Origin of the sequence: Actinomadura violacea (genome assembly GCF_017573465.1) — a bacterium.
Taxonomy (GTDB): Bacteria; Actinomycetota; Actinomycetes; order Streptosporangiales; family Streptosporangiaceae; genus Spirillospora; species Spirillospora violacea.
In genome coordinates, this window is sequence record NZ_JAGEPF010000025.1 from 43595 (window position 1) to 69525 (window position 25931).

A 25931-nucleotide genomic window follows, 5' to 3' on the forward strand; every position below is an offset into this window, starting at 1 on the left:
TTGCGTGCGGCTCCCGGGATTCGAACCCGGAACGTCCACCATCTGGGGATGGCCCCTCTGCCTGTTGGGGTAGAGCCGCAGGTCGGTGCGAGGCGTCGCTCGCGGCGGCTCGGCCAGGGGGCCTCTAGGAGAGGGGATACCGGCCGGGGCGGGCGTGCGACGCCGAGGGCAGTCGAAGTCGTAGCTGCTCCATCGCCATGGCCGGTCCTCCTCTCGAGGTCTCGTGTCACCGTCTTCGACGGGCTGACGTGTTCCACGGTGCCATCGAGGCCGCGGGGCCCGCAACGCATTTATCGCGGGGCCCGGGGGCGGGGCTCAGGTGCCGGACGAGTCGTCCGGCACCAGCCAGCCGATGAGGAGCAGCACCCACAGGCCGACCATGAGCCAGCCGAGCGCGATCCCCGTGATCGCGAAGCCGAGGCCCCGCTGCCGGGACCGGCGCACCCGCGCCCACGCGATGTGCCCGGCGACGATCGCCGGGATCGAGGTGAGGCCGCACGAGATCAGCCCGATGAGGCCGCAGGTCAGCGCGTAGATCGACGCGTGGTTGTAGGACGGTTTGCCGTACGGGTCGGCGCGGCCCTGGGAGGCGGGCGCCGCGTGCGCCGGCCGGGTCGCCGGGGAGTAGCCGTAGCCGGACGGCGGGTACGCCGTCCCGCGCGCGGCGACCGCGTCGGCGTACTTCTCCCACGACTGCGCCTCGGCCGTGCGTCCCTGCATGCCCAGCATCACCGCGAGGTTGCGCATCGCGAGCGGGTCGCCCGCCTGCGCGGCCTGCCGGTACTGCCGTTCGACGAGCGCGTCGGCCTCGCCCGCCGCGAGCCCGGCCGGCGCGGCGGGCGCGGCCGAGGGGGCGGGCTGCGGGGCAGGGACCTGCGACGGAGGCGGCGCGGCGGTGAGGCCGCCGTGGCGGGCGGGCGCCGGGGTCTGCGGGCCGCCTTGGGGCGCGGCGTGCCGCGCCGCCCCCGTCAGCCCCGTCCCGGTCAGTCCCGCCCCGGCCGGCGGCGCCCCGGCGGGGGCCTGCCGGGGCGCGCCGCTGGAGATCAGCCGGTCCAGGAGCGCCTGCGCGGACGGGCGGCGCGCCGGGTCCTTCGCCAGCGCGGCCTCGACCGCCTCCAGCAGCGTCCCGCTCAGCCCGGTCAGGTCGGGCCGGCCGCTGACGATCTGGTGGATGACCGCGGGGATCGAGTCGCCGCCGAAGCAGGGCCCGCCGCGCGCCGCGAACGCGACCGTCGCGCCCCAGGCGAACACGTCGGACGCGGGGGCCGCGCCGCGGCCGTCCAGCTGCTCGGGCGCCATGAACGCGGGCGTGCCGACGATGCCGCCGGTCGCGGTGAGGCGCGTGCCGTCCAGCGAGCGGGCGATGCCGAAGTCGATGACGCGGGGGCCGAACGTGGACAGCAGCACGTTCGCGGGCTTGAGGTCGCGGTGCACGACGCCGGCGTCGTGGATCGCGGTCAGCGCGGTCGCGATGCCGACCGCGACGGCCTCCAGGTCGGCGCCGCGCAGCGGGCCGTCCTTGGCGACGGCGGCGTCCAGGCTGGGGCCGTTGACGAACTCGGTGACCAGGTACGGCGGGTCGGCGGCCGGGTCGGCGTCGAGCACCGGCGCGGTGCAGAAGGGGCGGACGCGCTGCGCCGCCGCGACCTCGGCCTGGAACCGCGCCCGGTACTGCCGGTCGGCGGCGTACTCGCGGCGGATCACCTTGATGGCGACCTTGCGGCCGGTGGCGTCCAGCCCGACGTAGACCGTGCCCATCCCGCCTTCGCCGAGCCGGTCCGCCACCCGGTAAGGGCCGATGCGATCCGGCAGGTCGGCTGGCGGCACGGCGCATTCTCCTCAGGACGGAACCAGGTCCCCCAAGCCTGGCATATCCCGACGGCGGCCGGGTCTCCCCCGGATCACAGGTCGAGCGTGATCCGCCCGCCGGTGGCGCGGGAGACGCAGACCAGCATGGAGTCGTCGCCCTGGTCGGACGGCGCGCGGTCGTGCACGGCGCCGGAGAGGACGCCGGTCCGGCAGGTGCCGCAGAAGCCCTGGCGGCAGGAGTAGGCCACGTCCGGCAGCGCGTCCCTGATCACGTCGAGGGCGGACCGGTCGGCGGGCACCGGCAGGACGCGGCCGCTGCGCCGCAGCTCCACCTCGAACGGCCGGCCGCCGACGATGGGCGGCGGCGCGAAGCGCTCGTAGTGCAGGGTCGCGTCCAGGCCGACCGAGGCGCGGACGGCGTCGATCATCGGGGCGGGGCCGCAGCAGTACACGGCGGTGCCGTCCGGGACGTCGCCGAGCAGGTCCGCGGCGGACGGCGCGCCGCCCTCGTCGTCGGTGCGGACGGTCACGCGGCCGGCGGGCAGCTCGTCCAGGAACGGCAGCGACGCCCGGGTCCGGCCGGTGTAGACCAGGCTCCAGTCGGCGCCGAACCGGTCGGCGGCCGTCACCATCGGCAGGATCGGCGTGATGCCGATGCCGCCCGCGACGAACGCGTACCGCTCGTGCGCGAGGAACGGGAACGCGTTGCGCGGCCCCTGGACGGCGACCGCGTCGCCCTCCCGCAGCTCGTGCATCTCGACGGACCCGCCGCCGCCCTCGGGCAGCCGGCGGACGGCGATCCGGTAGGCGCGCCGGTCGGCGGGGTCGCCGCACAGCGAGTACTGGCGGCGGCGCCCGGACGGCAGCAGCACGTCCAGGTGGCCGCCGGGCTGCCAGCCGGGCAGGACGCGGCCGTCGGCGGCGCCGAGCCGCAGGCTCACCACGTCGTCGGCCTCGCGGCGCACTTCCAGGACGGTCAGGCGCATCGTCCGGTCGACGGGGCTGACGGCCGGCAGGGCGGGGGCGCGCAGCGAGCGGAACCGCTGGATGCCGTTGAACGCGGCGTTCACCGCGACCCAGAACGGGTCGCGCTCGCGGCGTCCGCGCAGGTCGGGCGGGATCACCGCAGCGCCGCCCGGGCGGCCGGGGACGCGGCGAGGTAGGCCAGCGCCTGGCTCGTGGACCCCTCGTTCAGCGGGCTGTAGGTCCGGCTGAGGTAGCGCCGCACCGACGCGCCGACCATCCGCCCGGAGGGCGTGAGGCCCGCCGGGCCGGTGCGGCGCAGGTGCCGCATCCCGCCCTTGATCCGGCCCCGGACGATCGGGTCGCGGGCCATCAGGAAGCGGTGCCCGCGGTGCCACAGCGCCCCGAGCATGGTGATCGTCTCGCCCATCGCGCGGAGCCGGGCCGCGTACGAGCCGTCGAGGTGCATGAACAGGTCGTGCGCGACGTGCCGGTGCTCGACCTCCTCGGCGCCGTGCCAGCGCAGCAGGTCCAGCATCATCGGGTCGGCGCCCGCCTCGTCCAGCGCCTTCGCGTTGAGGATCCAGTCGCCGAGGACGCCGGTGAAGTGCTCGATCGCGGCGATCAGCGCGATCCGCTCGAACAGCCAGGCGCGCTTGCGGTCGCCCGTCAGGCCGCGGTCGCCGAGCAGGTCCTCGAAGACGAACTCGACCTGCCGGACGAACGGCCGCACGTCCAGGCCCTGCTCGACGAAGTGGTCGAGGACGGCGTCGTGGGACGAGGCGTGCATGGCCTCCTGGCCGATGAAGCCGAGCACGTCCTCGCGGAGCCGGTCGTCGCGGACGTACGGGACGGCCTCCTTGAAGACCTTGACGAACCACTCCTCGCCGGCCGGCAGCAGCATGTGCAGCACGTTGATGAGGTGGGTGGCGACCGGGTCGCGGGGGATCCAGTGCAGGGGGACGTCCGACCAGTCGAACCGGACGTCGCGCGCCTGCAGGACGATGTTCTCCGGTTCCGGGGGCCGCACGGGCGGACGCTGGACCGACATGGGCTTCCCTCCCGTGCGCCGACGGGCTATTGACGAGACGTCCAGTAAATTACCGGCGGTTCCGGCGCCCAACAATGGCACGGACCGGTGAGCATCGTCACCCCGCGCCGTCGCCGGTGAGGGCGAGCGCCGGGACGACCAGCAGCAGCGAGCAGGCGGCGGCCGCGAAGGCGCCCGCCGCGCCGGCGTGGTAGACCGGCAGCCACACCAACGGCGCGACCGCCCCGCCGCCGAACCGGAACGCCGACACCGCCGACAGCGCGCCGCCGCGGTTGCTCGGCACCGCCCGCATCGTCAGGCTCTGCAGCGCGACGGTCATCATCGACGCGCCCGCGCCCGCCAGCGTCCACCACACCGCGAGCGCGCCGACGGACCCCGACGTCCCCACCACCGCGACGAACACCGCGGTCACCACCGCCGCGACGCCGCCGCACAGCCGCGCCCCGGCGCGCTCGGCGACGCGTCCCCAGACCGCGCCGAGCACCAGCCCCGCGACCCCGAACCCGAGCAGCGCGACGCCGGTGAGGTCGGCGCTGACGTCCAGCTTCTCCCGCGCGTACAGCGCGACCAGGAACGGCAGCGCGGACGCGCCGAGGTAGGACATGAACGCGGCGGCCGACAGCAGGCCCATCCGCCGGCTCAGCAGCGGCCGCCAGGGCGGCGCCGACGCGGCCGGGCGCGGCTCGCCGGGCGGCGGCGCGAACGCCAGCAGCACCGCGGCGGCCGCGACCACCACGAACCCGAGCCGCCACGACGCCGCCGCGAGCCCGCCGACCAGCGGCGCGAACGACTGCCCGGCCGCCTGGCAGCTGGAGTACACCCCGACGGCCCGGCCGAGGCGCTCGCGGGGCACGATGTCGCCGAGCCCCGCCAGCAGCAGCGGCGAGGTGAACGCGTTGGCCGCACCGAGCGCGGCCCGGGCGCCGAGGAACAGCGCCAGCGTCGGCGCGAGCGCGCACACCAGCGAGCCCGCCGCGTAGACGAGGTAGGCGATCCGGACCGTCCGGTGCCGCCCCCACCGCTCCCCCAGCGTCCCGGACACCAGCTGGACGAGTGCGAACGGCACGAAGTAGGCGGTCAGCGAGGCGGCCGCGGCGCCCGCCGAGGCGTGCACGGACCGGCCGATCTCCGGGAGCATCGGGGAGACGACCCCGCCGCCGAGCGGGCCGAGCAGCGCGCCGCCGTAGACGGCCCCGACCTTGATCCGCTGCAGCACCACCATGACCCCGGCGCTCACCCTAGATCATTTCGTCCCGGGATCAGGAGGCGCACCCCGGACATCCCGGATGCGGCGGATGCGGAGAACGGCCGGATCGCCCCTTGCGCCGCGGACGGTACTGAACGGTAGTCTGGACACCTGTCCAGAACAACGGCCGGACGGTCGCGCGCGAAGGGACTGTGAGCATGAGGTTCGAGGGAAAGGTCGCGATCGTCACCGGCGCGGCCCAGGGGATCGGCGAGGCGTACGCGCGGGGGCTCGCGGCCGAGGGCGCGTCCGTCGTCGTCGCGGACGTCGACGAGCGCGGGCAGGCCGTCGCCGACGACGTCAAGGGCCTGTTCGTGAAGACGGACGTGTCGGACCCGGCGTCCACCGAGGCCATGGCCGCCGCCGCCGTGGAGCGGTTCGGCGGCATCGACCACCTGGTGAACAACGCGGCCATCTTCGGGACGATGAAGCTGGACTTCCTGTTCACCGTCGACTGGGACTACTACAAGAAGTTCATGGCGGTGAACATGGACGGCGCGCTGCTCTGCGCGCGCGCGTGCCAGCCGCACATGCAGGCGCGCGGCGGCGGGTCGATCGTGAACCAGTCGTCCACCGCCGCCTGGCAGTACTCCGGCTTCTACGGCCTGGCGAAGGTCGCCATCAACGGGCTGACGCAGCAGCTCGCGCACGAGCTCGGCAGCATGGGCATCCGGGTGAACGCGATCGCGCCGGGCCCGACCGACACCGAGGCGAACCGCAAGGTCGTGCCGGGCAACATGTCGCAGAAGATCGTCGACCAGAAGATGGCGCTCAAGCGGATGGGCACCCCCGAGGACATGGTCGGCGCCTGCCTGTTCCTGCTGTCGGACGACGCCGCGTGGATCACCGGGCAGATCCTGAACGTGGACGGCGGCGAGGTGTTCCGCGCCTGACGCGGCCGCCGCGCGGGGTCGCTGGGAACCGGGGCGGCGCCGGGCGCGTCCAAGGCCAATGCGTGCTCGCACGATCGCACCGGTCGCGGCGGCGTCGCTGCTGGCCGGATGCGCCGGCTCCCCCGGCTCCCCCGCCCGGCCCGACTCCCCCGTCCGCCTTGTGGCCTACGACGGCTGCGCCCCGCTGCTCGACGGCCTGCGCGAGGCGACCGCCGCGCGCGTCGGCCCGTACGGGCTCGGCGGCGCCGTCCCGCTGCTGCGCAAGGGCGTGCTCCCGGAGAACCAGGCGGAAGGCGCCGCGCCGAACGGGGCGACGCCGGACGCCCAGGCGGCCGCCCCGCAGCATTCCACTACCAACGCCCACGAACCCGGCGCCGACGAGCCCGACATCGTCAAGACCGACGGCCGCCGGATCGTCGCGCTCGCCCGCGGCCGCCTCCAGGTCATCGACGCGGCGTCCCGCAAGGTCGTGCACACCGTGAGCCCGCCCGGCAAGACCGCGTGGACGGGCGACGCGCAGCTCCTGCTCAGCGGCGACCGCGTCCTGGTGCTCTCGCAGCGGATGCCGATCCGGCCCCTGCTGCGCGGCCCGCGGCCGGGCATCGTCCCGGGCGGCGCGATCACCCCGCAGACCGACCTCACGCTGATCGACCTCGCCGGCACCCCGAAGGTCGTCGGCACGATGACGTCCGGCACCGCCTACGTCGACGCGCGGCAGACCGGGTCGGTGGCGCGGATCGTGGTCCGCTCAACGCCCGACATCGACTTCCCGCCGCCGAAGGGGCCGGCGGGGTCGCAGGACGACGCCGTCCGGCGCAACCGCGAGACGGTCCGTAAGGCGCCGCTCGACGCGTGGCTGCCCGCCTTCCAGGTGAGCGCGGGCGGCGGCCCCGCCAGGACGTTCCGGACGCCGTGCGAGCAGGTCAGCCGCCCCGCCTCGTACACGGGCACGTCGATGCTGACCGTCCTCACGGTCGACCTCGCGCGCGGGCTCGGCGATCCGTCCGCGATAGGGGTCGCCGCCGACGGCACCACCGTCTACGGCAACGGGTCCAGCCTCTACGTGACGGGCGCTCCCGCGCGCCCCCTCGCCACCGGACGTTGGGCGGCACCGTTCCAGGAGTCCACGGACGTCTACAAGTTCGACATCAGGGGCGCGGGACGTCCCCGCTACGTCGCCTCGGGCGAGGTGCCGGGGCGGCTCCCCGACCAGTACTCGCTATCGGAGTACGACGGCGACCTACGCCTCGCGACCACCTCGACCGGCACGAAACCGGACGGGTCCGCGTCGCAGAGCTCGGTGTTCGTCCTCGCCCAGCACGGCGCGCGCCTCGACCGGATCGGCCGCGTCGACGGCCTCGGCAAGGGCGAGCGGCTGTACGCCGTCCGGTTCATCGGGACGATGGCGTACGCGGTCACGTTCCGGCAGATCGACCCGCTCTACGCGGTCGACCTGAAGGACCCGCGCCGGCCCCGCGTCACCGGCGCCCTCAAGATCAGCGGCTACTCGGCGTACCTGCATCCGCTGGCGGACGGGCGGCTCCTCGGCATCGGCCAGGACGCCACCCGCGCGGGCCGCCCCGAGGGCCTCCAGGTGTCGCTGTTCGACGTCTCCGGCACGCCGCGCCGCGTCGGCGTCCACAAGCTCGCGGGCGCGACGTCCGAGAGCGAGTTCGAACCGCACGCGTTCCTGTACTGGGCGCCGTCCGGGCTCGTCGTCGTCCCGGTGACGTCCCGCAACGGCGGACGCGGTGAGGCGCTCGCGTTGAAGATCGACGGCACCGGGATACGCGAGGCCGGGACGATCCAGCACCCCGCCGGCGACCTCGGCGGCGCCGTCCGCCGGTCCGTCATGGTCGGGAACACCCTGTGGACGTTCTCCGACGACGGCGCCCGGGCGACCGACGCCACCGCCCTGCGCGGCGGCGCCTGGATCCGCTTCACCGGGGCGTGAGGACGCCCCGGCCCGTGCTCAGCGCAGGCCGGTGGAGCGCCGCAGCGCCGTCTGGATCAGGCGGTCCACCAGGGACGGGTAGTCCAGGCCGGTCGCGGCCCACATCTTCGGGAACGCCGACGCCGGCGTGAACCCCGGCATCGTGTTGATCTCGTTGAGGATCCAGCGGCCGTCCGGGGTGTGGAAGAAGTCCACCCGGGCGAGGCCCTCGCAGTCCAGCGCCTCGAACGCCTGCGCCGCGATGGCGCGGACCTCGTCGATCGCCTCCGCGGGCAGGTCCGGCGGGATCGCCATCCGGGTGCCGCCGTCGAGGTACTTGGTCTCGAAGTCGTAGAAGTCGTGGTCGCCGGCCATCTGCACCTCGGCGGGCAGGCTCGCCTCCGGCGGGCCGTCGTCCAGGCCCTGCAGCACGCCGCACTCGATCTCGCGGCCCTCGATCGCGGCCTCCACGACCACCTTCGGGTCGTGCTCGCGGGCCGTCTCGACCGCCGCCTCCAGGTCCGCCTCGTCGGCGACCCGGGTGATGCCCATGCTCGACCCGGCGCGGGCCGGCTTGACGAACACCGCGCGCCCGGCGGCGAGGCCGAGCTGCTCCTTCACCTCGTCGAGCTTGCGCTTGCGCTCGCGGCGCCACTCCCGGTCGCCGATCAGCACGTACGGGCCGACGGGCAGCCCGCGCGCCTGCCAGACCAGCTTCATGAAGCCCTTGTCCATGCCGACCGCGCTGGCCAGCACCCCGGCGCCGACGTAGCGGACGCCCGCCAGGTCGAGCAGCCCCTGGATCGTGCCGTCCTCGCCGTACGGGCCGTGCAGCAGCGGCAGCACGACGTCGACCTCGCCGAGGGTGGCGGGGACCTTGCCGGGCTCGACGACCATCAGGCCGCGGCTGTCGGGGTCGAACGGCAGCGCGAGCGGGCTCCCGCCGCCGGACACCTCGGGCAGCCGGCCGTCCTGGATCGCGAGGCGCTGGTCCTGCGGCGCGAGCACCCAGCGGCCGTCGCGGGCGATGCCGATCGGCAGCACCTCGTAGCGGTCCCGGTCGATCGCGGCCAGCACGGCGCCCGCGGTGACGCACGAGATCGCATGCTCGGAGCTGCGCCCGCCGAACACGACGGCCACGCGGATCTTGGAAACCTGGGACATGATTCCCGACTCTATCGGTGATCAGCAGGGCGCGGCCACGAACGATCCGGGCGCGCCCCGGCCGCCGGGCGCACCGTCGCATCGCCGGAACATCACACTCCGTACCGTTCCGGCTTCGGGGAGCGAGAGATCAGCGAGATCGCCGCCTCCGTGATCGGGGTGCCGTGGTACAGCACCGACACGACCGCCTCGGTGATCGGCATCTCCACGTTGTGCTTGCGGGCCAGCTCCAGCACCGCCTCCGAGGACTTCACGCCCTCGGCGGTCTGCTTGGTGACGGCGATGACCTGCTCCAGCGTCATCCCGCGGCCGAGGTTCTCGCCGAACGTCCGGTTCCGCGCCAGCGGCGACATGCAGGACGCGGCGAGGTCGCCCATCCCGGCGAGCCCCGCGAAGGTGTGCTCGTCGGCGCCGAGCGCGATCCCGAGCCGGGTGATCTCGGCCAGGCCGCGCGTCATCAGCACCGCCTGCGTGTTGGACCCGAAGCCGAGCCCGACCGACATCCCGACGCACAGCGCGACGACGTTCTTGATCGCCCCGCCCAGCTCCACGCCGATCACGTCGGTGGAGGTGTAGACGCGGAAGTACGGCGTCATGGTCGCGGCCTGCAGCCCCACCGCGGCCTGCTCGTCCACGCACGCGGCGACCGCCGCGCTCGGCTCCCCGGTCGCGATCTCGCGCGCCACGTTCGGGCCGCTGAACACCGCGACCCGCTCCTCCGGGACGTCGGCGACCTCCCGGACCACCTCCGACATCCGCCGGGTGGTGCCGAGCTCCACGCCCTTCATCAGGCTGACCAGGACGGCGCCGGACGGCAGCAGCGGCACCCAGCCGGAGAGGTTGTCGCGCAGGCTCTGCGCCGGGACGGCGAGCGCCACGAAGTCGGCGCCGTCCAGCGCCTCGGCGGGGTCGAGCGTCGCGCGGATCGGCGCGGGCAGCCCGACGCCCGGCAGGTAGTCGGCGTTCTCGTGCCGCTCGTTGATCGTCTCGACGAGCTCGGGGCGGCGGCCCCACAGGACGACCTCGCCGCCCGCGTCGTGCAGCAGCTTGGCGAACGTGGTCCCCCAGGACCCGGCGCCCATCACCGCGGTGCGGTAGGTCACGAGTCACCCGCCTTCGTCGTTTCGGAAGCACCGGACGTTTCAGAAGCACCGGTCGTTCCGGGAGCTTCGTCCGGCCGCGGCGCCTCGGCCGCTTCGGACGCGGCCGCGTCCGACACGGCGGCGTCCGGGGCGGCGACGCCGTCCGCGGGCCCGGCCGGCTCGGGCACCTCGCCGGCGGCGGCCTTGGCGGCGCGGCGCCGCTCCTCCAGCACCCGGTGGTGGTCGTAGCGCTCGGCCGGCGGCTTCTCGCCGCGCAGCTCGCCGAGCAGCTCGCTGATCACGTCCATGATCTCTTCGGTGGCGGCGTGCAGCGTCTCCTTGTCGAGCGGCAGCCCCTCGTACTTCGACAGGTCGATCGGCGGGCCCGCGATCACCTTCATCGTCTTGCGCGGGAACGGGTGGAAGCCCTTCTTCAGGCTCCCGGCGAGCCCGCGCTGCTCGGCCTTCTTGTACGGCAGCAGCTCGTGCGCGCCCCACGTCGCGACCGGGACGACTTTCGCACCCGTCGTCAGCGCCATCCGCGCCACCCCCGTCTGGCCGGTCATCGGCCACAGCTCGGGGTCGCGGGTGCAGCTGCCCTCCGGGTAGAACATCAGGCACTCGCCGTCCACCAGCGCCTTCTCGGCGTCCCGCAGCGCCAGCGCGGCGTCGGCGCTGTCGCGGTACACCGGGATCTGGCCGGTGCCGCGCATCGCCGCCCCCACGACCGGCGTGCTGAACAGCGCCGCCTTGGCGAGGTAGACGGGGTAGCGGCCGGACTCGTAGACGAAGTGCGCGAGGGCCAGCGGGTCGGACTCGGAGATGTGGTTGGCGGCGATGATCACGCCGCCGGTCCCGGGCACGTTGCCCCGGCCGCGCCAGTCCCGTCTCAGCAGCCCGAACAGCAGGGGCCGCAGGACGACGATCGTGAGCTTGCGCCAGCCAGGCGAGTACCCGTGGCCCATGATCCGTCCCTCCTCCATCCGTACCCGGCGTGAACGCGGGGTGTCCTCAAGTGTCGCGGTTGTCTGCGCATAGTGTCGAGTTGCCATGTCTACCCCAGCGCCCAGCGCGCCTCATCCCCAGTGGTCGCTCGTCGTACCGGTCAAGGTGCTGGCCAGGGCCAAGACGCGCATGTCCGCGGCGGCCGGGCCGCACCGCGAGGCGCTGGCCCTGGCGGTGGCGGCCGACACGGTCGCGGCGGCGCTGCGCTGCGCCCGCGTCCGCGATGTGATAGTGGTCACCGACGATCCCGTCCCCGCCGCCGAACTGGCCGCGCTCGGCGCCCGGATCGTCCCGGACGAGCCGGACGCCGGCCTGAACCCGGCCCTGGTCCACGGGGCGGGCCGCGGCCGCGCCCTCGCCCCGGACTCGGGCGTCGGCGCGCTCTCCGCGGACCTGCCCGCTCTGCGCCCGGACGAACTCGCCGCGGTCCTCGACGCCGCCGCCCGGGCGCCCGAGGCGTTCGTCCCGGACGCGGCGGGCATCGGCACCACCCTCTACACGGCGCGTCCCGGCGTCCCGTTCTCCCCCGCGTTCGGCGGCGACTCGCGCGCCGCGCACCGCGCGCGCGGCGCCCGCGAGCTGCTGCTGCCCGGCACCGACAGCGTCCGCCGCGACGTCGACACCCCCGACGACCTGCGCGCCGCCCTGGTCCTCGGCACCGGCCCCCGCACCGCGGCCGTCGCCGCCCTGCTCCCGGATTTCGCGCCGTCCGCCGGGCACGGCCGGGGATAGGGTGCGCGCATGCAGGGGACGGTGAAGGACTTCGACGCGGCCGCGCGGACGGGGAGCGTGCTGCTCGACGACGGGACGGAGCTGCCGTTCGACGCGGACGCGTTCGCGGCGGGGGGCCTGCGGCTGCTGCGCTTCGGGCAGCGCGTGAACCTGGCGACCGACGGCGGGCGGATCTGCGTGGTGACGCTCTCGACGTTCCCGCTGGAGAACCCGGGCTGAACGCGGCAGCGCCCGGGACCGTTCGCACGGTCCCGGGCGCTGCTTCGGCGAGCTACTTCTTGCCGGCCACCAGGTTCTTGAAGTCCGCCCCGGCCTTGAACTTCGGCACGGACGTCGCGGGAACCTCGATGGTCTTGCCCGTTGCGGGGTTGCGGGCCGTACGGGCAGGCCGGTCGGCCTTCTCGAACGAACCGAACCCGGTGATCGCCACCTTGTCGCCCTTCGCGACGGCGGACTGGATCGCCTCCAGGATCGCGTCGACGGCCTCGGCTGCGGCCTTCTTGCTGCCCAGCCGGTCAGAGATGGCGTCGACCAGCTCACGCTTGTTCATGGGTTACTCCTCTAGTTCCCCCCTTGCCCGAACGAAACTAAGGGACCCTCAGCATGGACACAATCACCTGCACGCAAGAGTTGCCGTGTCGCTGGCGTTTTTGTCGGCCTCGCCCCCGTCTCGCCGGGTGACCGGACCGGATCCGGCCACTGGGCACGCTAACGGACGTCGGGCGCCTCGTGGAAATCGGCCAGGAACGCCTCCAGCCTGCGGGCGGCCAGGTCGGAGTCCCTTTTCGCCAGATCGGTGATCGCCAGGAGGTGGCGGATGAGCCGCTGTCGGGACTGCGGCGGCAGCGGCGCCACGGCCCGGTGCGCGTCGCGCAACTGCCGCGCGAGCCGGGTCAGCGCCGGATCGTCCCACTCCGGCCCGCTCCACGGCGTGGCGTTCACAAAAGCCCCCCAACGCTCGGGCGTCCTCGTCCCCTACGAGGAATTCTCCCGCGCGAGGCTACGCGACCCTGGCCGGGGGTAGGCCGAGGCCCCGGTCACCGAAGGCGGTGACCGGGGCCGGGGCGTGCGGCATCAGACCGTGGCGGGGAGCCAGGCGGGGCGGTCGGCTTCGAAGGCGGTGATGGCGTCGCCGTGGCGGAGGGTGAGGCCGATGTCGTCCAGGCCCTCCATGAGGCGCCAGCGGGTGTAGTCGTCGATCTCGAAGGACGCGGTGTCGGCGCCCCAGCGGACCTCGCGCTTGTCCAGGTCGACGGTGATCTCCAGGGCGGGGTCCTTCTCGGCGGCGCTCTGCAGGGCCTCGACCTGGTCGCCGGTGAGGATGACGGGCAGGAGCCCCATCTTGGTGGAGTTGTTGCGGAAGATGTCGCCGAAGCGCGGCGCGATCACGACGCGGAAGCCGTACTGCTGCAGGGCCCAGACGGCGTGCTCGCGGGACGAGCCGGTGCCGAAGTCAGGGCCGGCGACGAGGATGCCGGCGCCCTGGTACTGGGGCTTGTTCAGCACGAAGCCGGGGTCCTCGCGCCAGGCGGAGAACAGGCCCTTGTCGAATCCGGTGCGGCTGACCTGCTTGAGCCAGACGGCCGGGATGATCTGGTCGGTGTCGACGTTGCTGCGCCGCAGCGGGACGGCGCGTCCGGTGTAGGTGGTGAAGGCTTCCATGGCTCGGTCTCCTCAGAGGTCGGCGGGAGCGGCCAGGCGGCCGGTGACGGCGGTGGCGGCGGCGACGGCGGGCGACACCAGGTGGGTGCGGCCGCCGGGGCCCTGCCGGCCCTCGAAGTTGCGGTTGGACGTGGAGGCGCTGCGCTCGCCTGGGGTGAGCTTGTCGGGGTTCATCGCCAGGCACATGGAGCAGCCGGCCTCGCGCCATTCGGCGCCGGAGGCGGAGATGACCTGGTCGAGGCCCTCCTGCTCGGCCTGCTGCTTGACCTTCATGGAGCCGGGGACGACCAGCATGCGGACGCCGTCGGCGACCTTGCGGCCCTCCAGCACGCCGGCGACGGCGCGCAGGTCCTCGATGCGGCCGTTGGTGCAGGAGCCGACGAAGACGGTGTCGACCTCGATGTCGCGCAGCGGGGTGCCGGCGGTGAGGCCCATGTACTCCAGGGCGCGCTCGGCGTTCTGCCGCTTGACGGGGTCGTCGATGGCGGCGGGGTCCGGCACGGTCTCGCCGAGCGGCAGGCCCTGGCCGGGGTTGGTGCCCCAGGTCACGAAGGGGGTCAGCTCGGCCGCGTCGATCACGACCTCGGTGTCGAAGACGACGTCGTCGTCGGTGCGCAGCGACGTCCAGTACTCGACGGCCTTGTCCCAGTCGGCGCCCTGCGGGGCGTTGGGGCGGCCCTTGAGGTAGTCGAACGTGGTCTCGTCGGGGGCGATCATGCCGGCGCGGGCGCCGGCCTCGATGGACATGTTGCAGACCGTCATGCGGCCTTCCATCGACAGCGAGCGGATCGCCTCGCCGCGGTACTCGATGATGTGGCCCTGGCCGCCGCCGGTGCCGATCTTCGCGATGATCGCGAGGATCAGGTCCTTGGCGGTGACGCCCTCGGGCAGTCCGCCGTTCACGGTGACGGCCATCGTCTTCGGCTGGATCTGCGGCAGCGTCTGGGTGGCGAGGACGTGCTCGACCTCGCTGGTGCCGATGCCGAAGGCGAGCGCGCCGAACGCGCCGTGCGTGGAGGTGTGCGAGTCGCCGCAGACGACGGTCATGCCGGGCTGGGTCAGGCCGAGCTGCGGGCCGATGACGTGCACGATGCCCTGGCCGTCGTCGCCCATCGGGTGCAGCCGGATCCCGAAGTCGGAGCAGTTCTTGCGCAGCGTCTCGACCTGGGTGCGCGACACCGGGTCGGCGATCGGCTTGAGCAGGTCGGTGGTCGGGACGTTGTGGTCCTCGGTGGCGATCGTCAGGTCGGGGCGGCGGACCTGGCGGCCGGCCATCCGCAGCCCGTCGAACGCCTGCGGGCTGGTGACCTCGTGGACCAGGTGCAGGTCGATGTAGAGGAGGTCGGGCTCTCCCTCGGCACGCCGCACGACGTGCGCGTCGTACACCTTCTCGGCCAATGTACGGCCCATCACACCCACCTCACCTGTCATGATCGTCCGGCGCGCCGTCGCGCCGCGGTCCTTGTCCGCCTGATTTGCATCTCAAATTACGAGACGGCAATATCAAGACATGGACAACTCTAGCGGAGTCGGCGTACTTGACAAAGCGGTTCTCGTGCTGAACGCGCTGGAGGCCGGTCCCGCCTCGCTCGCGCAGCTCGTGCAGACCACCGGCCTCGCCCGCCCCACCGCCCACCGGCTCGCCGTCGCGCTGGAGCACCACCGCCTCGTCCACCGCGACACCCAGGGCCGCTTCATCCTCGGCCCGCGGCTCGCCGAGCTCGCCGTCGCCGCCGGCGAGGACCGCCTGCTCGCCATCGCGCAGCCCATCCTCGCCCAGCTGCGCGACCACACCGGCGAGAGCGCCTCGCTGTTCCGCCGCCAGGGCGACGTCCGCGTCTGCGTCGCCGCCGCCGAGCGCACCAGCGGCCTGCGCGACACCATCCCCGTCGGCGCCGCCCTCCCGATGTCCGCCGGTTCCGCCGCGCAGATCCTGCTCGCCTGGGAGGAGCCCGACCGGATGCACCGCGGGCTGCGCGGCGCCAAGTTCGAGGCCACGACCCTCGCGTCCGTGCGCCGCCGCGGCTGGGCCCAGTCCGTCGGCGAGCGCGAGCAGGGCGTCGGCTCGGTCTCCGCCCCGATCCGCGGCGCCGGCGGCCGCGTGATCGCCGCCGTCTCCGTCTCCGGCCCCCTGGAGCGCCTCACCCGCTCCCCCGGCCGCCTGCACGCCGCCCCCGTCGTCGCCGCCGCCGACAAGATCAGCGAAGGCATGCGCCGCAGCTGATCAGTGTCCGCACCGGCCGGTTTCCGCAACCCCGCGGCGACCTGGACTGTTGCGATCGCGAGCGAAGCGAGAATCCGATCGCGCAGCGAGGCCCCCAGGGCCGAGTCGGAGCGATGCAGCGATCGCACGCGGCGCCCGCTGAAGGAAGGCCGTCTAACGGCCTGACGCCGAGGGCGCCGCCAATGAACACAGCAGGTCGTCGATGTGGGCGCGGAAGAGGGCGGGCATGTCGATGGCGCCGGGGTCGAGGAGCCACTGGGTCTGCAGGCCGTCCATGATCGCGATGATGCGGGCGGCGGTGGCGTCGGCGTCGAGGTCGGGGCGCAGGTCGCCGCCGGCGGCGGCGCGGCGGAGGGCGTCGGCGACCCAGGCGCGCAGGCGCGCGTAGCGGGCGCGGGCCCAGTCCCGGGCGGGGTGGTCGGCGGTGACGGCCTCGCTCGTCAGCACCACGAACAGCCGGACGAGCTCGGGGGTGCGGCTGTTGTGCTCGACGACCCGGACCAGCGCGGCCAGCAGGTCGAGTCCGCCGGAGGCGTCGCCGCCGTCGAAGTAGCGCTCCATGTCGCGCCGGTCGCGCAGTTCGAGGACGGCGACGAGCAGCTGCTCCTTGGTGCGGAAGTGGTGGAGCAGGCCGGGCTGGGAGAGCCCGGCGCGTTCGGCGACGCGGGCGAGCGAGGTGCCGCGGTAGCCGTGTTCGGCGAACTCCTGGGTCGCGATGTGCAGGATGCGCTCGCGCCTGGCGTCGCCCGCGGCGTAGCCGCGCCGCCGCTCCGTGCTGGTCCCCACGGCACCTCACTCTACGCAGATCCGAAGATAACGTACAAGTAACAAACCTACCGACCACTCGGTATCGAGACTTAGGGTGGGCGGCGTTCGGAGACGTCCAGAGGAGGTTCGATGTCCGTCGACGAGTCCGGCCTGCGCAAGCGGCTCGCGGAGCTGACGCTCGAGGAGAAGGTGCATCTGCTGAGCGGGGCCGACTTCTGGTCGCTGCGCCCGATCCCGCGGATCGGGCTGCGCAAGGTGGTGCTGTCGGACGGCCCGTCCGGCATCCGCGGCACGGCCTGGGACGAGCGGAGCACGAGCCTGCTGTTCCCGAGCCCGACGGCGCTCGCCGCGACCTGGGACCCGGAGGCGGCCGAGCGGGCGGGGCGGCTGAACGGCGCGCAGGCCAGGGACAAGGGCGTGCACGTCCAGCTGGCGCCGACGATCAACCTGCACCGGACCCCGCTGGGCGGCCGGCATTTCGAGAACTACTCCGAGGACCCGCTGCTCACCGCGCGGATCGGCGTCGGGTTCGTCAAGGGCGTGCAGTCGGCCGGGGTCGCGGCGACGGTGAAGCACTTCGTCGGCAACGACTCCGAGACGGCCCGGATGTCGTACGACGCGAAGATCGGCGACGAGGCGCTGGACGCGGTGTACATGCGCCCGTTCGAGGACGCGGTGAAGGCGGGCGCGTGGGCCGTGATGGCCGCCTACAACCGGGTCAACGGCACGACCATGACGGAGAACAAGGCGCTGCTGACGGGCGTGCTGAAGGAGCGCTGGGGTTTCGACGGCGTGCTGATGTCGGACTGGACGGCGATCCGGTCGACGGCGGCGAGCGCGAACGCCGGCATGGACCTGGAGATGCCCGGGATGCCGGGCAACGCGTGGCGGGACAGGCTCGTCGAGGCGGTCCGCGGCGGCGAGGTCGCCGAGGAGCTGATCGACGACAAGGTGCTGCGGATCCTGCGGCTGGCGGCGCGGGTCGGCGCGCTGGAGGGGTTCCCCGAGCCGGCGCCGGTGACGACGCCCCCGGACGCGCCCGCGCAGCTGCGCGCGCTCGCGGCGCGGGCGTGCGTGCTGCTGCGCAACGAGGGCGGCGCGCTCCCGCTGAACGTGCCGCGCAGGCTCGCGCTGATCGGCCCGAACGCGGTGCGGTTCAGCGCGCAGGGCGGCGGCAGCGCGCACGTGAACCCCGAGCACGTCGTCTCGCCGGTGGACGGGCTGCGCCGCGCGCTCGGCGGCGACACCGAGCTGACCGTGCACGCGGGCGTGTACCCGCACGAGCGGCTGGCGGCGCTGCCGCTGGACATGGCCGCGGACCCGGAGACGGGCGAGCCGGGCGTGCGGCTGGAGTTCATCGACGCCGACGGCGCGATCCTCGACTCCGAGCACCGCGAGGCCGCCCGGTTCATGTTCTTCGAGGGCGTCCCGGAGGGGACGGCGCAGATCGTCGTCCGGGCGCGGGTGACGCCGGCGGCGGACGGCGTGCACACGTTCGCGGTCGCGGGCGTCGGCGAGTACGACGTGCGGGTGGCGGACGCCACCGCCACGGTGACCCTGGCGCTGGCGGGCGGCGACCCGGTCGAGGCGATGATGCGCCCGCCGGAGCACCGCGTCGAGGTGGAGCTCGCGGCCGGGCGGGCGGTCCCGGTGGAGCTGCGGCGCACCTACCAGGCCGGGTCGTTCCTGACCGCGTTCGGGATCGGTTACCACGCGCCGCACCTGCCCGAGGACGAGGAGCTGGCCGCGGCGGTCGAGGCCGCGCGCGCCGCCGACGTCGCGGTGGTGATCGTCGGCACGAACGACGACGTGGAGAGCGAGGGCTTCGACCGGACGACGCTCGCGCTGCCCGGCCGCCAGGACGAGCTGGTCTCCGCCGTGGCCGCCGCCAACCCGCGCACGGTCGTGGTGGTGAACGCGGGCGCGCCCGTGCTGATGCCGTGGCGGGAGGAGGTCGCGGCGGTGCTGTGGGCGTGGCTGCCGGGCCAGGAGGGCGGCGACGCGATCGCCGACGTCCTCACCGGCGCGGCGGAGCCGGGCGGGCGGCTGCCCACGACGTTCCCGGTGTCGGAGGACGGCATCCTGTCGCCGATCCCGGGCGAGGACGGGACGCTGCCGTACGCCGAAGGCGCTGCGATCGGCTACCGGCACTACGCGCCCGAGCAGGTCGCGTACCCGTTCGGGCACGGCCTGGGGTACACGGCGTGGGAGTACGAGTCGCTGGCGGTGTCGGACGGGACGGCGGAGGTGACGGTCCGCAACGCCGGTGACCGGCCGGGGCGCGAGGTCGTCCAGTGCTACGCCTCGTCGGACGCGGTGCCGCTGCGGCTCGCCGGGTTCGCGGTCGCGGAGGCCGCGGCGGGCGAGCGGGTGACCGTCCGGGTCCCGCTGGACGAGCGGCTGCCCGGCGGGTGCGCGGTGCGCGCGGGACGGTCGATCGCGGACCTGCGGCTGACCGCCTGAGGATCGGGATCGGGGCCGTGCCGGGCCGTGCGGGGGCGCTCCGCACGGCCCGGCACGGCCCCACACCCGGTCCACCGCCGCCGACCAGGCCCGACAAAGCACCGCATCTCGGGCCACCTTCGACGAGTGCCGGAATCGGCGCGCACGCGCTGGATAGCGTGTCCTCCGGACAAGGAGGTGCGCGGTGCAGATCTCCGAGCTCAGCGACCGCAGCGGCCTGACGGTCCAGACGATCAAGTTCTACATCCGGGAGGGGCTGCTCCCGAAGGGCTCGGTGGTGAGCGCGACCCGCGCGGAGTACGACCACCGGCACCTGGAGCGGCTGCGGCTGATCAGCGCGCTGCGCGAGGTCGGCGACCTGCCGGTCGCGGCGATCCAGCGGATCGTCGAGGCGATCGAGGACGAGCGGGTCAGCATGCACGAGCTGTTCGGCACCGCCCAGTACGCGATCGGCCCGCACGTCGCCGCGCCGTACGACCCGCACTGGCGGGCCGCGCGGCAGGACGTCGACGCGCTCGTCCGCGAGCTCGGCTGGACGGTCGGCGACCGCTCCCCCGCCCGCGACCTGCTCGCGCACACCTTCGTCGCGCTGCGCCGACTCGGCTTCCCGATCACGCTCACCGATCTGCGGCCCTACGTGAAGGCCGCCGCCGAGGTCGCCGACCACGAGATCGGCCGGGTGGCCGACGGCGCGCCCCGCGTCCGGACCGTCCACACGCTGCTCGTCTCCACCGTGCTGTACGAGCAGGTCCTGACAGCGCTGCACCGGCTGGCGCAGGAGGACGCGTCCGCCCGCCGCTTCGGCTGAGGCGCCCGCGGGCCATGCGGCCCGCGCATGACAGGTCTGCGAAACCTGCGCTGGTGGCATGGCTCGGCGGCGCCTAGCGTCGGTCGCACCATGACACGAATCGCTTTTCTCGGACTGGGGCGCATGGGCGTCCCGATGGCCGGCCGGCTGATCGCGGCCGGGCACGACCTGGCGGTGTGGAACCGGACCGCGAGCCGGGTTCCGGCGGACTTCGGCGCGGTCCTCGCGGCGTCGCCCGCGGCGGCCGCCGCCGGCCGCGACCTCGTCATCACGATGCTCACCGACGGCAGCGCCGTCGAGGACGTGCTGTTCGGCCCCGGCGGGGCCGCGCCCGCGCTGGAGCCCGGCGCGGTGGTCGCCGACTTGTCGACGATCGGCCCGGACGCCGCGCGCCGCGTGCGGGACCGGCTGCCGGACGGCGTCGGGTACCTCGACGCGCCCGTGCTGGGCAGCGTCCCGCAGGCGAAGGCGGGCGAGCTGGAGGTTCTCGCGGGCGGCACCGGCGACGACCTCGCCCGCTGCGCCGGCGCGCTGGAGGTACTCGGACGGGTCCGGCACGTGGGCCCGCCCGGGTCCGGCGCCGCGCTGAAGCTCGTCGCGAACGGGACGCTGGTCGCGAACTTCGCCGTGCTCGGCGAGGCGCTGGCGCTCGCCGGCCGCCTCGGCCTCGACCGCGGGCTCGTGCTGGACGTGCTGTCCCGCACGAGCGCGCAGGCGCGGCGGGTGCGGGACGCGGAACCCGGCGCGGAGCCGCGGTTCACGCTCGCGCTCGCCGCCAAGGACCTCGGCCTGGCGCTGGACGTCCCGGGCGCCCCGGACGCGGGCGTCCTCGCCGCCGCGCACGCCCGCACGTCCGCCGCCCTGGCCGACGGCCTCGGCCCGCACGACCTCATCGCACTCGCAGACCACGCAGGTAAGGACTCCCCCATGCGCGTCACGCTCGGCAACCCGGCCTCCGTCCCGCCGCCGCCGAACCCCTTCTACTCGCACACCGCGCACGTGACGGCCGGATCGATGCTGTACGTGTCCGGGCAGATCGCGCTCACCGAGGACGGCAAGGTCGACGCGCCCGGCGACATGGCCCGCCAGTCCGAGGTGATCTTCTCGCTGCTGGAGCGGATCCTGGCGGCGCACGGCGCCGGGTTCGCCGACGTCGTCAACGTCCGGACGTTCGTCACCGACCTCGGCCGGGTCGCCGAGTACGGGGCCGTCCGGCAGCGGTTCTTCCCGGGCGCCGCGCCCACCAGCACGACCGTCGAGGTAGCCCGGCTGTTCCACCCGGACGCCCTGCTGGAGGTCGAGGTGGTCGCCGCCCTCCCCTAGCCGAGCTCGGCGGCGACGGCCCGCAGGTCGTCCAGGAAGGCGGTGACCGCCGGGGACCTGCGGGCGTGCCGCCCGACGGCGGCGTGCACGGCGCGGCTCGGCTGCTCGGGGGCGAGCGGCCGCAGCACGACGCCGTCGCGCGCCGCCGCTGCCGCCGCGAGCGCGGGCACGAGGGTGACGCCGAACCCGGCCGCGACCAGGCCCAGCTTGGAGATCCATTCGGCGACCCGCAGCGGGGTGCGCGGCTCGAACCCGGCCGCCTCGCAGCGCGCGCGCAGCGCGGCAACCGCTTCGGGGGCGTCGGCGACGATCCACGCGTCGCCGGCCAGGCCGTCCAGCGGGACGCGGCGCCGCGCGGCGAGCGGGTGCCCGGACGGCAGCGCGACGAGCAGCGCGTCGTCCAGCAGCGGCACCAGGTCGCCGGCGGGCAGCGCGGGGACGACGTGGGTGCTGACGACGGCGATGTCGAGGTCGCCGCCGTCCAGCATCGCCAGCAGCCGGTCGGTGGTCCCCTCGCGCAGCGCGAGCCGCACGCCGGGGTGCCGGTCGCGGAACCGGGCGAGGGCCTGCGGGACCAGCGCCGCGTTCGCGGTGGGGAACGCGCCGAGCCGCAGCGTCCCGGTGTCGAGACGGCGCAGCCCCTCCATCGCCTGGACGGTGTCGGCGAGCCGGTCGAGCAGCGCGCGGGCGTGCGGGAGCAGGTGCTCGCCGGCGGGTGTCGGCCGCACCCCGCGGGCGCCGCGCGCGAACAGCTCGACGCCGCAGGCGTCCTCCAGCGCGGCGACCTGCCGGGACACCGCCGACTGGGTGTAGCCGCCCGCGGAGGCGGCGGCGGTGAACGAGCCGAGGTCGGCGACGGCGACGAAGGTGCGCAGCAGCAGCGGATCGAGCGAATCGGCGCGCATCCCCGGAGCATACGGGCCGGTTCGGTCACGAGATCCCGCTTGGTAGGCTGACGCTCCTCTCCACGTTCCCGCAGGTCCCACCGAGGTCGCCCATGTCCGGAAGCCGCCCGTTCGTCAGCATCGCCACCGACTTCGGCGCCGCCTACACCTCGATCTGCGCCGGCGTGGTGTACACGATCGCGCCCGACGCGAACGTGCTGGTGCTCAGCGACGAGATCACCCCGTTCGACGTGGTCGAGGGCGCCATGCTGCTGCGGCAGGCGCTGCCGTACCTGCCGGTCGGCGTGCACACCGGCATCGTGGACCCGGGCGTCGGGACGCCGCGCCGCCCCGTGGCGATCGAGACCGGGCGCGGCGACGTGCTGGTCGGCCCGGACAACGGGCTGCTGGTGCCGGCCGCGGAGGCGCTCGGCGGGATCGTCCGGGCGCACGCGCTGGAGAACCCGGCGTACCGGCTGCCGCGGGTGTCGACGTCGTTCCACGGGCGGGACATCTTCTCCCCCGCCGCCGCGCACGTCGCGGCGGGCGTGGCCGTGGCCGACCTCGGCCCGGCGGTCGAGCCGCTGCCGCTGGACCTGCCCGCGCCGGTCGCGGGCGACGGGGAGCTGACCGTCCCCGTGCTGTACACCGACCGGTTCGGCAGCCTCGTGCTGGGCGCGGAGCGCGACGATCTCGCCGCCGCGTTCGGCGCGCTGGAGCCCGGCACGCCCCTCGACGTCGAGTGGAGCGTTCCAGACGGGACGCCGCGGACCGCCCGCGTCCCGTTCCAGCTGACCTTCGGCAGCGTCGCCGTGGGCGAGCCGCTGCTGTGGACCGACTCCTCGGGCTGGCTCGGCCTCGGCGTCAACCAGGGCCGGGCCGCGGACGTCCTCGGTCTGACCGGCGCGCGCACCCTCACCCTGCGCACCCTCACCGGCCCGCGTTCTTGACCACGCAACACCCCACCGCTGGAGGCACCCCCGTGACCCGCCGCCCCCTCGTGGCCGCCCTGACCGGCATCGCCGCGCTCACCCTCGCCGTCACCGCCTGCGCCCCGCAGGACGACGGCGGCTCCGACGCCTCGGCGAGCAAGAGCCCCGCCTCCTGCACCAAGGACACGCTGCCGCTGAAGACCGCCGGCAAGCTGACGGTCGCGACCGACAAGCCGGCGTTCGAGCCCTGGTTCAAGGACGACGCCCCGTCCAACGGGCAGGGCTTCGAGAGCGCGGTCGCCTACGCGGTCGCCGGCAAGCTCGGCTTCACCAAGGACCAGGTCGCCTGGACGACCCAGTCGTTCGAGTCGTCCTACGCGCCGGGGCCGAAGAACTTCGACTTCGACATCAACCAGATCTCCGCCACCCCGGCGCGCGAGAAGGCCGTGACGTTCAGCGACGGCTACTACGACGTGCAGCAGGGCGTCGTGGCGCTGAAGAACGGCAAGTACGCGAACGCGACGGGCATCGCGGAGCTGAAGAAGGCCCGCATCGCCGTGCAGGTCGGCACGACCGCGCTGCAGGCGGTGCAGAACCAGATCAAGCCGGACTCCCAGCCGAAGATCTTCAACACCCAGATCGACGCGGTGAACGCGCTGAAGAACAAGCAGGTCGACGTGCTGCTGGTGGACCTGCCGACCGCGTTCTACGTCACCGCCGCGCAGATCGACGGCTCGAAGATCGTCGGGCAGCTGCCGCAGACCGAGGGCGGCAGCACCGAGCACTTCGGGCTGCTGATGGAGAAGGGCAGCAAGCTGGTCGGGTGCCTGAACCAGGCGATCGGCCAGCTCAAGTCGTCCGGCGAGCTGGCCAAGATCCAGCAGCAATGGCTGACCTCGTCGGCCGGCGCGCCCGTCCTGAAGTGACCGCCCGGTGACCGCGCAGGCGGGCGGCGAGGCCGCCTGGGTCAAGAGCGAGCGGCAGCTGGACCGGGAGGCCCGGCGCCGCCGCGCCGGCGTCCGGTCCGGCTCCGTCGCGGCGGCCTCGACCGTGCTGTTCGTGGCGGTCGTGCTGGTCGTCGTGGTGACGTCGCCCGGCTGGCCGCGCGTGCACGAGACGTTCTTCAACTGGGGCGAGTTCACGAACGCGTTCCCGGACGTGCTGCGCGGCTTCTGGCTGAACGTACGGATCTTCCTGATCGCCGAGCCGGTGATCCTGGTGCTGGGCCTGCTCGTGGCGCTCGCGCGCGGGCTGCGCAATCCGCTGTTCTTCCCGCTGCGGGCGCTGGCCGTCGCCTACACCGACGTGTTCCGCGGCATCCCGACGATCCTGCTGGTGTACCTGGTCGGGTTCGGGCTGCCGGCGCTGCGGCTGCAGGGCGTCCCGGACAGCCCGGCGGTGCTCGGCGGGTTCGCGCTCGTGCTGTCCTACGGCGCGTACGTCGCGGAGGTGTTCCGCGCGGGCATCGACTCGATCCATCCGAGCCAGCGCGCCGCGGCCCGGTCGCTCGGCCTCAGCAAGACCCAGAGCCTGCGGTTCGTGGTGCTGCCGCAGGCGGTGCGCCGGGTCGTCCCGCCGCTGCTGAACGACTTCGCGTCGCTGCAGAAGGACACCGCGCTCGTCGCGGTGCTCGGCCCGCTGGAGGCGCTGCGGCAGGCGCAGATCCATTCGGCGACGAACTTCAACTACACGCCCTACCTGGCCACGGCGGTGCTGTTCGTCGCGCTGACGGTGCCGATGGCCCGGTTCACCGACCACCTCGCGGCGCGCGCCGAGCGCCGCCGCGCCCCCGGAGGCGGCACATGATCGGTCCGCTGCTGCGCGTCGAAGGCGTCTGGAAGACCTACCACGCGCACCCGGTGCTGCGCGGCGTCGACCTGGACGTCGCGGCGCACGAGGTCGTCTGCCTCATCGGCGCGTCCGGGTCGGGCAAGTCGACGCTGCTGCGCTGCGTGAACGTGCTGGAGACGGTGGACGACGGCGCGATCTTCCTGGAGGGCGACGACATCACCGACCCGGACGCCGACCCCGACGAGGTCCGCAAGCGGATCGGGATGGTGTTCCAGTCCTACAACCTGTTCCCGCACATGTCGGTGCTGGACAACATCACGCTCTCGCCCGTGCGGGTGCACAAGCGGCCGAAGGCGGAGGCCACCGAGCAGGCCCGCGAGCTGCTGAAGCGGTTCGGGCTCGCCGACAAGGCCGGCGAGTACCCCGACCGGCTGTCGGGCGGCCAGCAGCAGCGCGTCGCGATCATCCGGGCGATGGCGACCCGGCCGAGCCTGCTGCTGCTGGACGAGGTGACCTCCGCGCTCGACCCGGAGCTGGTCACCGAGGTGATGGGGATCATCCGGGAGCTGAAGGAGTCCGGGATGACGATGGTCCTGGCGACCCACGAGATGGGGTTCGCCCGCGACATCGCCGACACGGTCTGCTTCCTGTCCGACGGCGTGCTGCTGGAGCGCGGCCCGGCCGAGCAGATCTTCGAGGACCCCGCCGAACCGCGGACCCGCGAGTTCCTGCGCCGCGTCCTCGAATCGCGCCGGCTCTAGGCTGGGCGCTGTGGCGGATCTGGACGTGGTGGCGTGGGTGCGGGTCGTGGACGGGCGGCTGCTGACCGTCCGGTCGCGGGGCCGCGACCTGCTGTACCTGCCCGGCGGCAAGCGCGAGCCGGGCGAGGACGACTGGGCGGCGCTGTCCCGCGAGGTCCGCGAGGAGCTGGGCGTCGAGCTGGACCGGGCGTCGTTGCGCGAGCTGGGCGTGGTCCGCGCGCCCGCGCACGACCAGCCGGACTACACGCACGCGCGGATGGCGTGCTTCACCGCGGCGTGCCGCGGGCCGATCGCGGCGTCCGGCGAGGTGGACGAGTACCTCTACCTCGCGCCGTCCGACCGGCATCTGCTCGCGCCGGCGTCGCGGTCGGCGCTCGATCTGGCATTGGCCCACGGCCTGATCGGCTGAGCATCGCCCGAATCACGCCAATTCGCGG

26 protein-coding genes and 1 tRNA gene are annotated in these 25931 nt (G+C 74.1%); 13 read left to right on the top strand and 14 right to left on the bottom strand.

What is annotated here, in order from left to right; all coding sequences use genetic code 11:
• Nucleotides 1-5: 5 nt before the first annotated feature.
• The 5 genes from J4709_RS36345 to J4709_RS36365 all read right to left on the bottom strand — a co-directional run bounded on the left by J4709_RS36345 (nucleotide 6) and on the right by J4709_RS36365 (nucleotide 5060).
• Nucleotides 6-79 (bottom strand) — tRNA-Leu (locus J4709_RS36345).
• Nucleotides 80-315: 236 nt separating this feature from the next.
• On the bottom strand, nucleotides 316-1827 hold the full coding sequence (locus J4709_RS36350) for a protein kinase domain-containing protein (protein ID WP_208247877.1): 1512 nt from the start codon (nucleotides 1825-1827) through the stop codon (nucleotides 316-318).
• A 74-nt stretch (nucleotides 1828-1901) separates the two neighbouring features.
• Nucleotides 1902-2933: a PDR/VanB family oxidoreductase gene (locus tag J4709_RS36355; protein WP_208247879.1), complete on the bottom strand. Its 1032-nt coding sequence runs from the start codon at nucleotides 2931-2933 to the stop codon at nucleotides 1902-1904.
• Nucleotides 2930-3823 carry a metal-dependent hydrolase gene (locus J4709_RS36360; protein WP_208247881.1) on the bottom strand — a complete coding sequence of 298 codons (894 nt, stop codon included), beginning with the start codon at nucleotides 3821-3823 and terminating at the stop codon, nucleotides 2930-2932. Before J4709_RS36360 ends, J4709_RS36355 begins: the two co-directional genes overlap by 4 nt.
• 97 nt (nucleotides 3824-3920) lie before the next feature.
• Complete coding sequence (locus J4709_RS36365; RefSeq protein ID WP_208247884.1) at nucleotides 3921-5060, bottom strand: MFS transporter; 1140 nt, start codon at nucleotides 5058-5060, stop codon at nucleotides 3921-3923.
• 167 nt (nucleotides 5061-5227) lie between these two features.
• Between J4709_RS36365 and J4709_RS36370 the strand changes: the two genes are divergently transcribed.
• Both J4709_RS36370 and J4709_RS36375 read left to right on the top strand, forming a co-directional pair.
• Nucleotides 5228-5962 (top strand): SDR family oxidoreductase, encoded by a 735-nt coding sequence (locus J4709_RS36370; protein WP_208247886.1) that lies wholly within the window; start codon nucleotides 5228-5230, stop codon nucleotides 5960-5962.
• A 58-nt stretch (nucleotides 5963-6020) separates the two neighbouring features.
• Nucleotides 6021-7916: a beta-propeller domain-containing protein gene (locus J4709_RS36375; RefSeq protein ID WP_208247888.1), complete on the top strand. Its 1896-nt coding sequence runs from the start codon at nucleotides 6021-6023 to the stop codon at nucleotides 7914-7916.
• Nucleotides 7917-7934: 18 nt separating this feature from the next.
• On the opposite strand, the gene J4709_RS36380 is transcribed toward J4709_RS36375, so the two are convergent.
• The 3 genes from J4709_RS36380 to J4709_RS36390 form a co-directional block, all read right to left on the bottom strand.
• Nucleotides 7935-9059, bottom strand: a complete 1125-nt coding sequence (locus tag J4709_RS36380; RefSeq protein WP_208247890.1) for a D-alanine--D-alanine ligase family protein — start codon at nucleotides 9057-9059, stop codon at nucleotides 7935-7937.
• Nucleotides 9060-9151: 92 nt separating this feature from the next.
• Nucleotides 9152-10141 carry an NAD(P)H-dependent glycerol-3-phosphate dehydrogenase gene (locus tag J4709_RS36385; protein WP_208248078.1) on the bottom strand — a complete coding sequence of 330 codons (990 nt, stop codon included), beginning with the start codon at nucleotides 10139-10141 and terminating at the stop codon, nucleotides 9152-9154.
• A 17-nt stretch (nucleotides 10142-10158) separates the two neighbouring features.
• Entirely contained in the window at nucleotides 10159-11106 is a 948-nt protein-coding gene (locus J4709_RS36390) for a lysophospholipid acyltransferase family protein (protein ID WP_208247892.1), read from the bottom strand.
• 85 nt (nucleotides 11107-11191) lie between these two features.
• Between J4709_RS36390 and cofC the strand changes: the two genes are divergently transcribed.
• Both cofC and J4709_RS36400 read left to right on the top strand, forming a co-directional pair.
• On the top strand, nucleotides 11192-11878 hold the full coding sequence (gene cofC, locus J4709_RS36395) for a 2-phospho-L-lactate guanylyltransferase (RefSeq protein WP_208247894.1): 687 nt from the start codon (nucleotides 11192-11194) through the stop codon (nucleotides 11876-11878).
• A 9-nt stretch (nucleotides 11879-11887) separates the two neighbouring features.
• The gene (locus tag J4709_RS36400) at nucleotides 11888-12097 is read left to right on the top strand and encodes a hypothetical protein (protein ID WP_208247896.1); all 210 of its coding nucleotides are present in this window, start codon (nucleotides 11888-11890) and stop codon (nucleotides 12095-12097) included.
• Between the two features lie 52 nt (nucleotides 12098-12149).
• Here J4709_RS36400 and J4709_RS36405 read toward each other — a convergent pair whose 3' ends face one another.
• From J4709_RS36405 to leuC, 4 genes are all read right to left on the bottom strand, one after another.
• Nucleotides 12150-12428, bottom strand: coding sequence for an HU family DNA-binding protein (locus J4709_RS36405; protein WP_151542535.1), 279 nt, complete (start codon nucleotides 12426-12428; stop codon nucleotides 12150-12152).
• Nucleotides 12429-12586: 158 nt separating this feature from the next.
• Nucleotides 12587-12820: an SCO5555 family protein gene (locus J4709_RS36410; RefSeq protein ID WP_208247898.1), complete on the bottom strand. Its 234-nt coding sequence runs from the start codon at nucleotides 12818-12820 to the stop codon at nucleotides 12587-12589.
• A gap of 132 nt (nucleotides 12821-12952) precedes the next feature.
• Nucleotides 12953-13540, bottom strand: coding sequence for a 3-isopropylmalate dehydratase small subunit (gene leuD, locus J4709_RS36415; RefSeq protein ID WP_208247901.1), 588 nt, complete (start codon nucleotides 13538-13540; stop codon nucleotides 12953-12955).
• Nucleotides 13541-13552: 12 nt separating this feature from the next.
• Complete coding sequence (leuC, locus tag J4709_RS36420; RefSeq protein ID WP_208247903.1) at nucleotides 13553-14950, bottom strand: 3-isopropylmalate dehydratase large subunit; 1398 nt, start codon at nucleotides 14948-14950, stop codon at nucleotides 13553-13555.
• 100 nt (nucleotides 14951-15050) lie between these two features.
• Between leuC and J4709_RS36425 the strand changes: the two genes are divergently transcribed.
• The gene (locus tag J4709_RS36425) at nucleotides 15051-15764 is read left to right on the top strand and encodes an IclR family transcriptional regulator (RefSeq protein WP_208247905.1); all 714 of its coding nucleotides are present in this window, start codon (nucleotides 15051-15053) and stop codon (nucleotides 15762-15764) included.
• Between the two features lie 153 nt (nucleotides 15765-15917).
• Here the strand turns inward: J4709_RS36425 and J4709_RS36430 are convergent, their stop codons facing one another.
• A complete protein-coding gene (locus J4709_RS36430; protein ID WP_208247907.1) occupies nucleotides 15918-16550 on the bottom strand; it encodes a TetR family transcriptional regulator in 633 nt (210 codons plus the stop codon).
• A 111-nt stretch (nucleotides 16551-16661) separates the two neighbouring features.
• On the opposite strand from J4709_RS36430, the gene J4709_RS36435 reads away from it, so the two are divergent.
• From J4709_RS36435 to J4709_RS36445, 3 genes are all read left to right on the top strand, one after another.
• Nucleotides 16662-18995: a glycoside hydrolase family 3 protein gene (locus tag J4709_RS36435; RefSeq protein ID WP_208247909.1), complete on the top strand. Its 2334-nt coding sequence runs from the start codon at nucleotides 16662-16664 to the stop codon at nucleotides 18993-18995.
• Nucleotides 18996-19179: 184 nt separating this feature from the next.
• A complete protein-coding gene (locus J4709_RS36440) occupies nucleotides 19180-19803 on the top strand; it encodes a MerR family transcriptional regulator (RefSeq protein WP_208247910.1) in 624 nt (207 codons plus the stop codon).
• Nucleotides 19804-19893: 90 nt separating this feature from the next.
• Entirely contained in the window at nucleotides 19894-21126 is a 1233-nt protein-coding gene (locus tag J4709_RS36445) for an NAD(P)-binding domain-containing protein (protein WP_208247912.1), read from the top strand.
• Here the strand turns inward: J4709_RS36445 and J4709_RS36450 are convergent.
• Complete coding sequence (locus J4709_RS36450) at nucleotides 21123-22031, bottom strand: LysR family transcriptional regulator (protein WP_208247914.1); 909 nt, start codon at nucleotides 22029-22031, stop codon at nucleotides 21123-21125. The genes J4709_RS36445 and J4709_RS36450 overlap by 4 nt on opposite strands.
• A gap of 92 nt (nucleotides 22032-22123) precedes the next feature.
• On the opposite strand from J4709_RS36450, the gene J4709_RS36455 reads away from it, so the two are divergent.
• The 5 genes from J4709_RS36455 to J4709_RS36475 are packed head-to-tail and all read left to right on the top strand — an operon-like array spanning nucleotide 22124 to nucleotide 25903.
• Entirely contained in the window at nucleotides 22124-22960 is an 837-nt protein-coding gene (locus J4709_RS36455) for an SAM hydrolase/SAM-dependent halogenase family protein (protein WP_208247917.1), read from the top strand.
• A gap of 32 nt (nucleotides 22961-22992) precedes the next feature.
• On the top strand, nucleotides 22993-23868 hold the full coding sequence (locus J4709_RS36460) for an ABC transporter substrate-binding protein (RefSeq protein WP_307801858.1): 876 nt from the start codon (nucleotides 22993-22995) through the stop codon (nucleotides 23866-23868).
• 7 nt (nucleotides 23869-23875) lie between these two features.
• Complete coding sequence (locus J4709_RS36465) at nucleotides 23876-24748, top strand: amino acid ABC transporter permease (protein ID WP_208247920.1); 873 nt, start codon at nucleotides 23876-23878, stop codon at nucleotides 24746-24748.
• On the top strand, nucleotides 24745-25494 hold the full coding sequence (locus J4709_RS36470; RefSeq protein ID WP_208247922.1) for an amino acid ABC transporter ATP-binding protein: 750 nt from the start codon (nucleotides 24745-24747) through the stop codon (nucleotides 25492-25494). Before J4709_RS36465 ends, J4709_RS36470 begins: the two co-directional genes overlap by 4 nt.
• Before the next feature lie 10 nt (nucleotides 25495-25504).
• Complete coding sequence (locus J4709_RS36475) at nucleotides 25505-25903, top strand: NUDIX hydrolase (RefSeq protein ID WP_208247924.1); 399 nt, start codon at nucleotides 25505-25507, stop codon at nucleotides 25901-25903.
• Nucleotides 25904-25931: the final 28 nt, after the last annotated feature.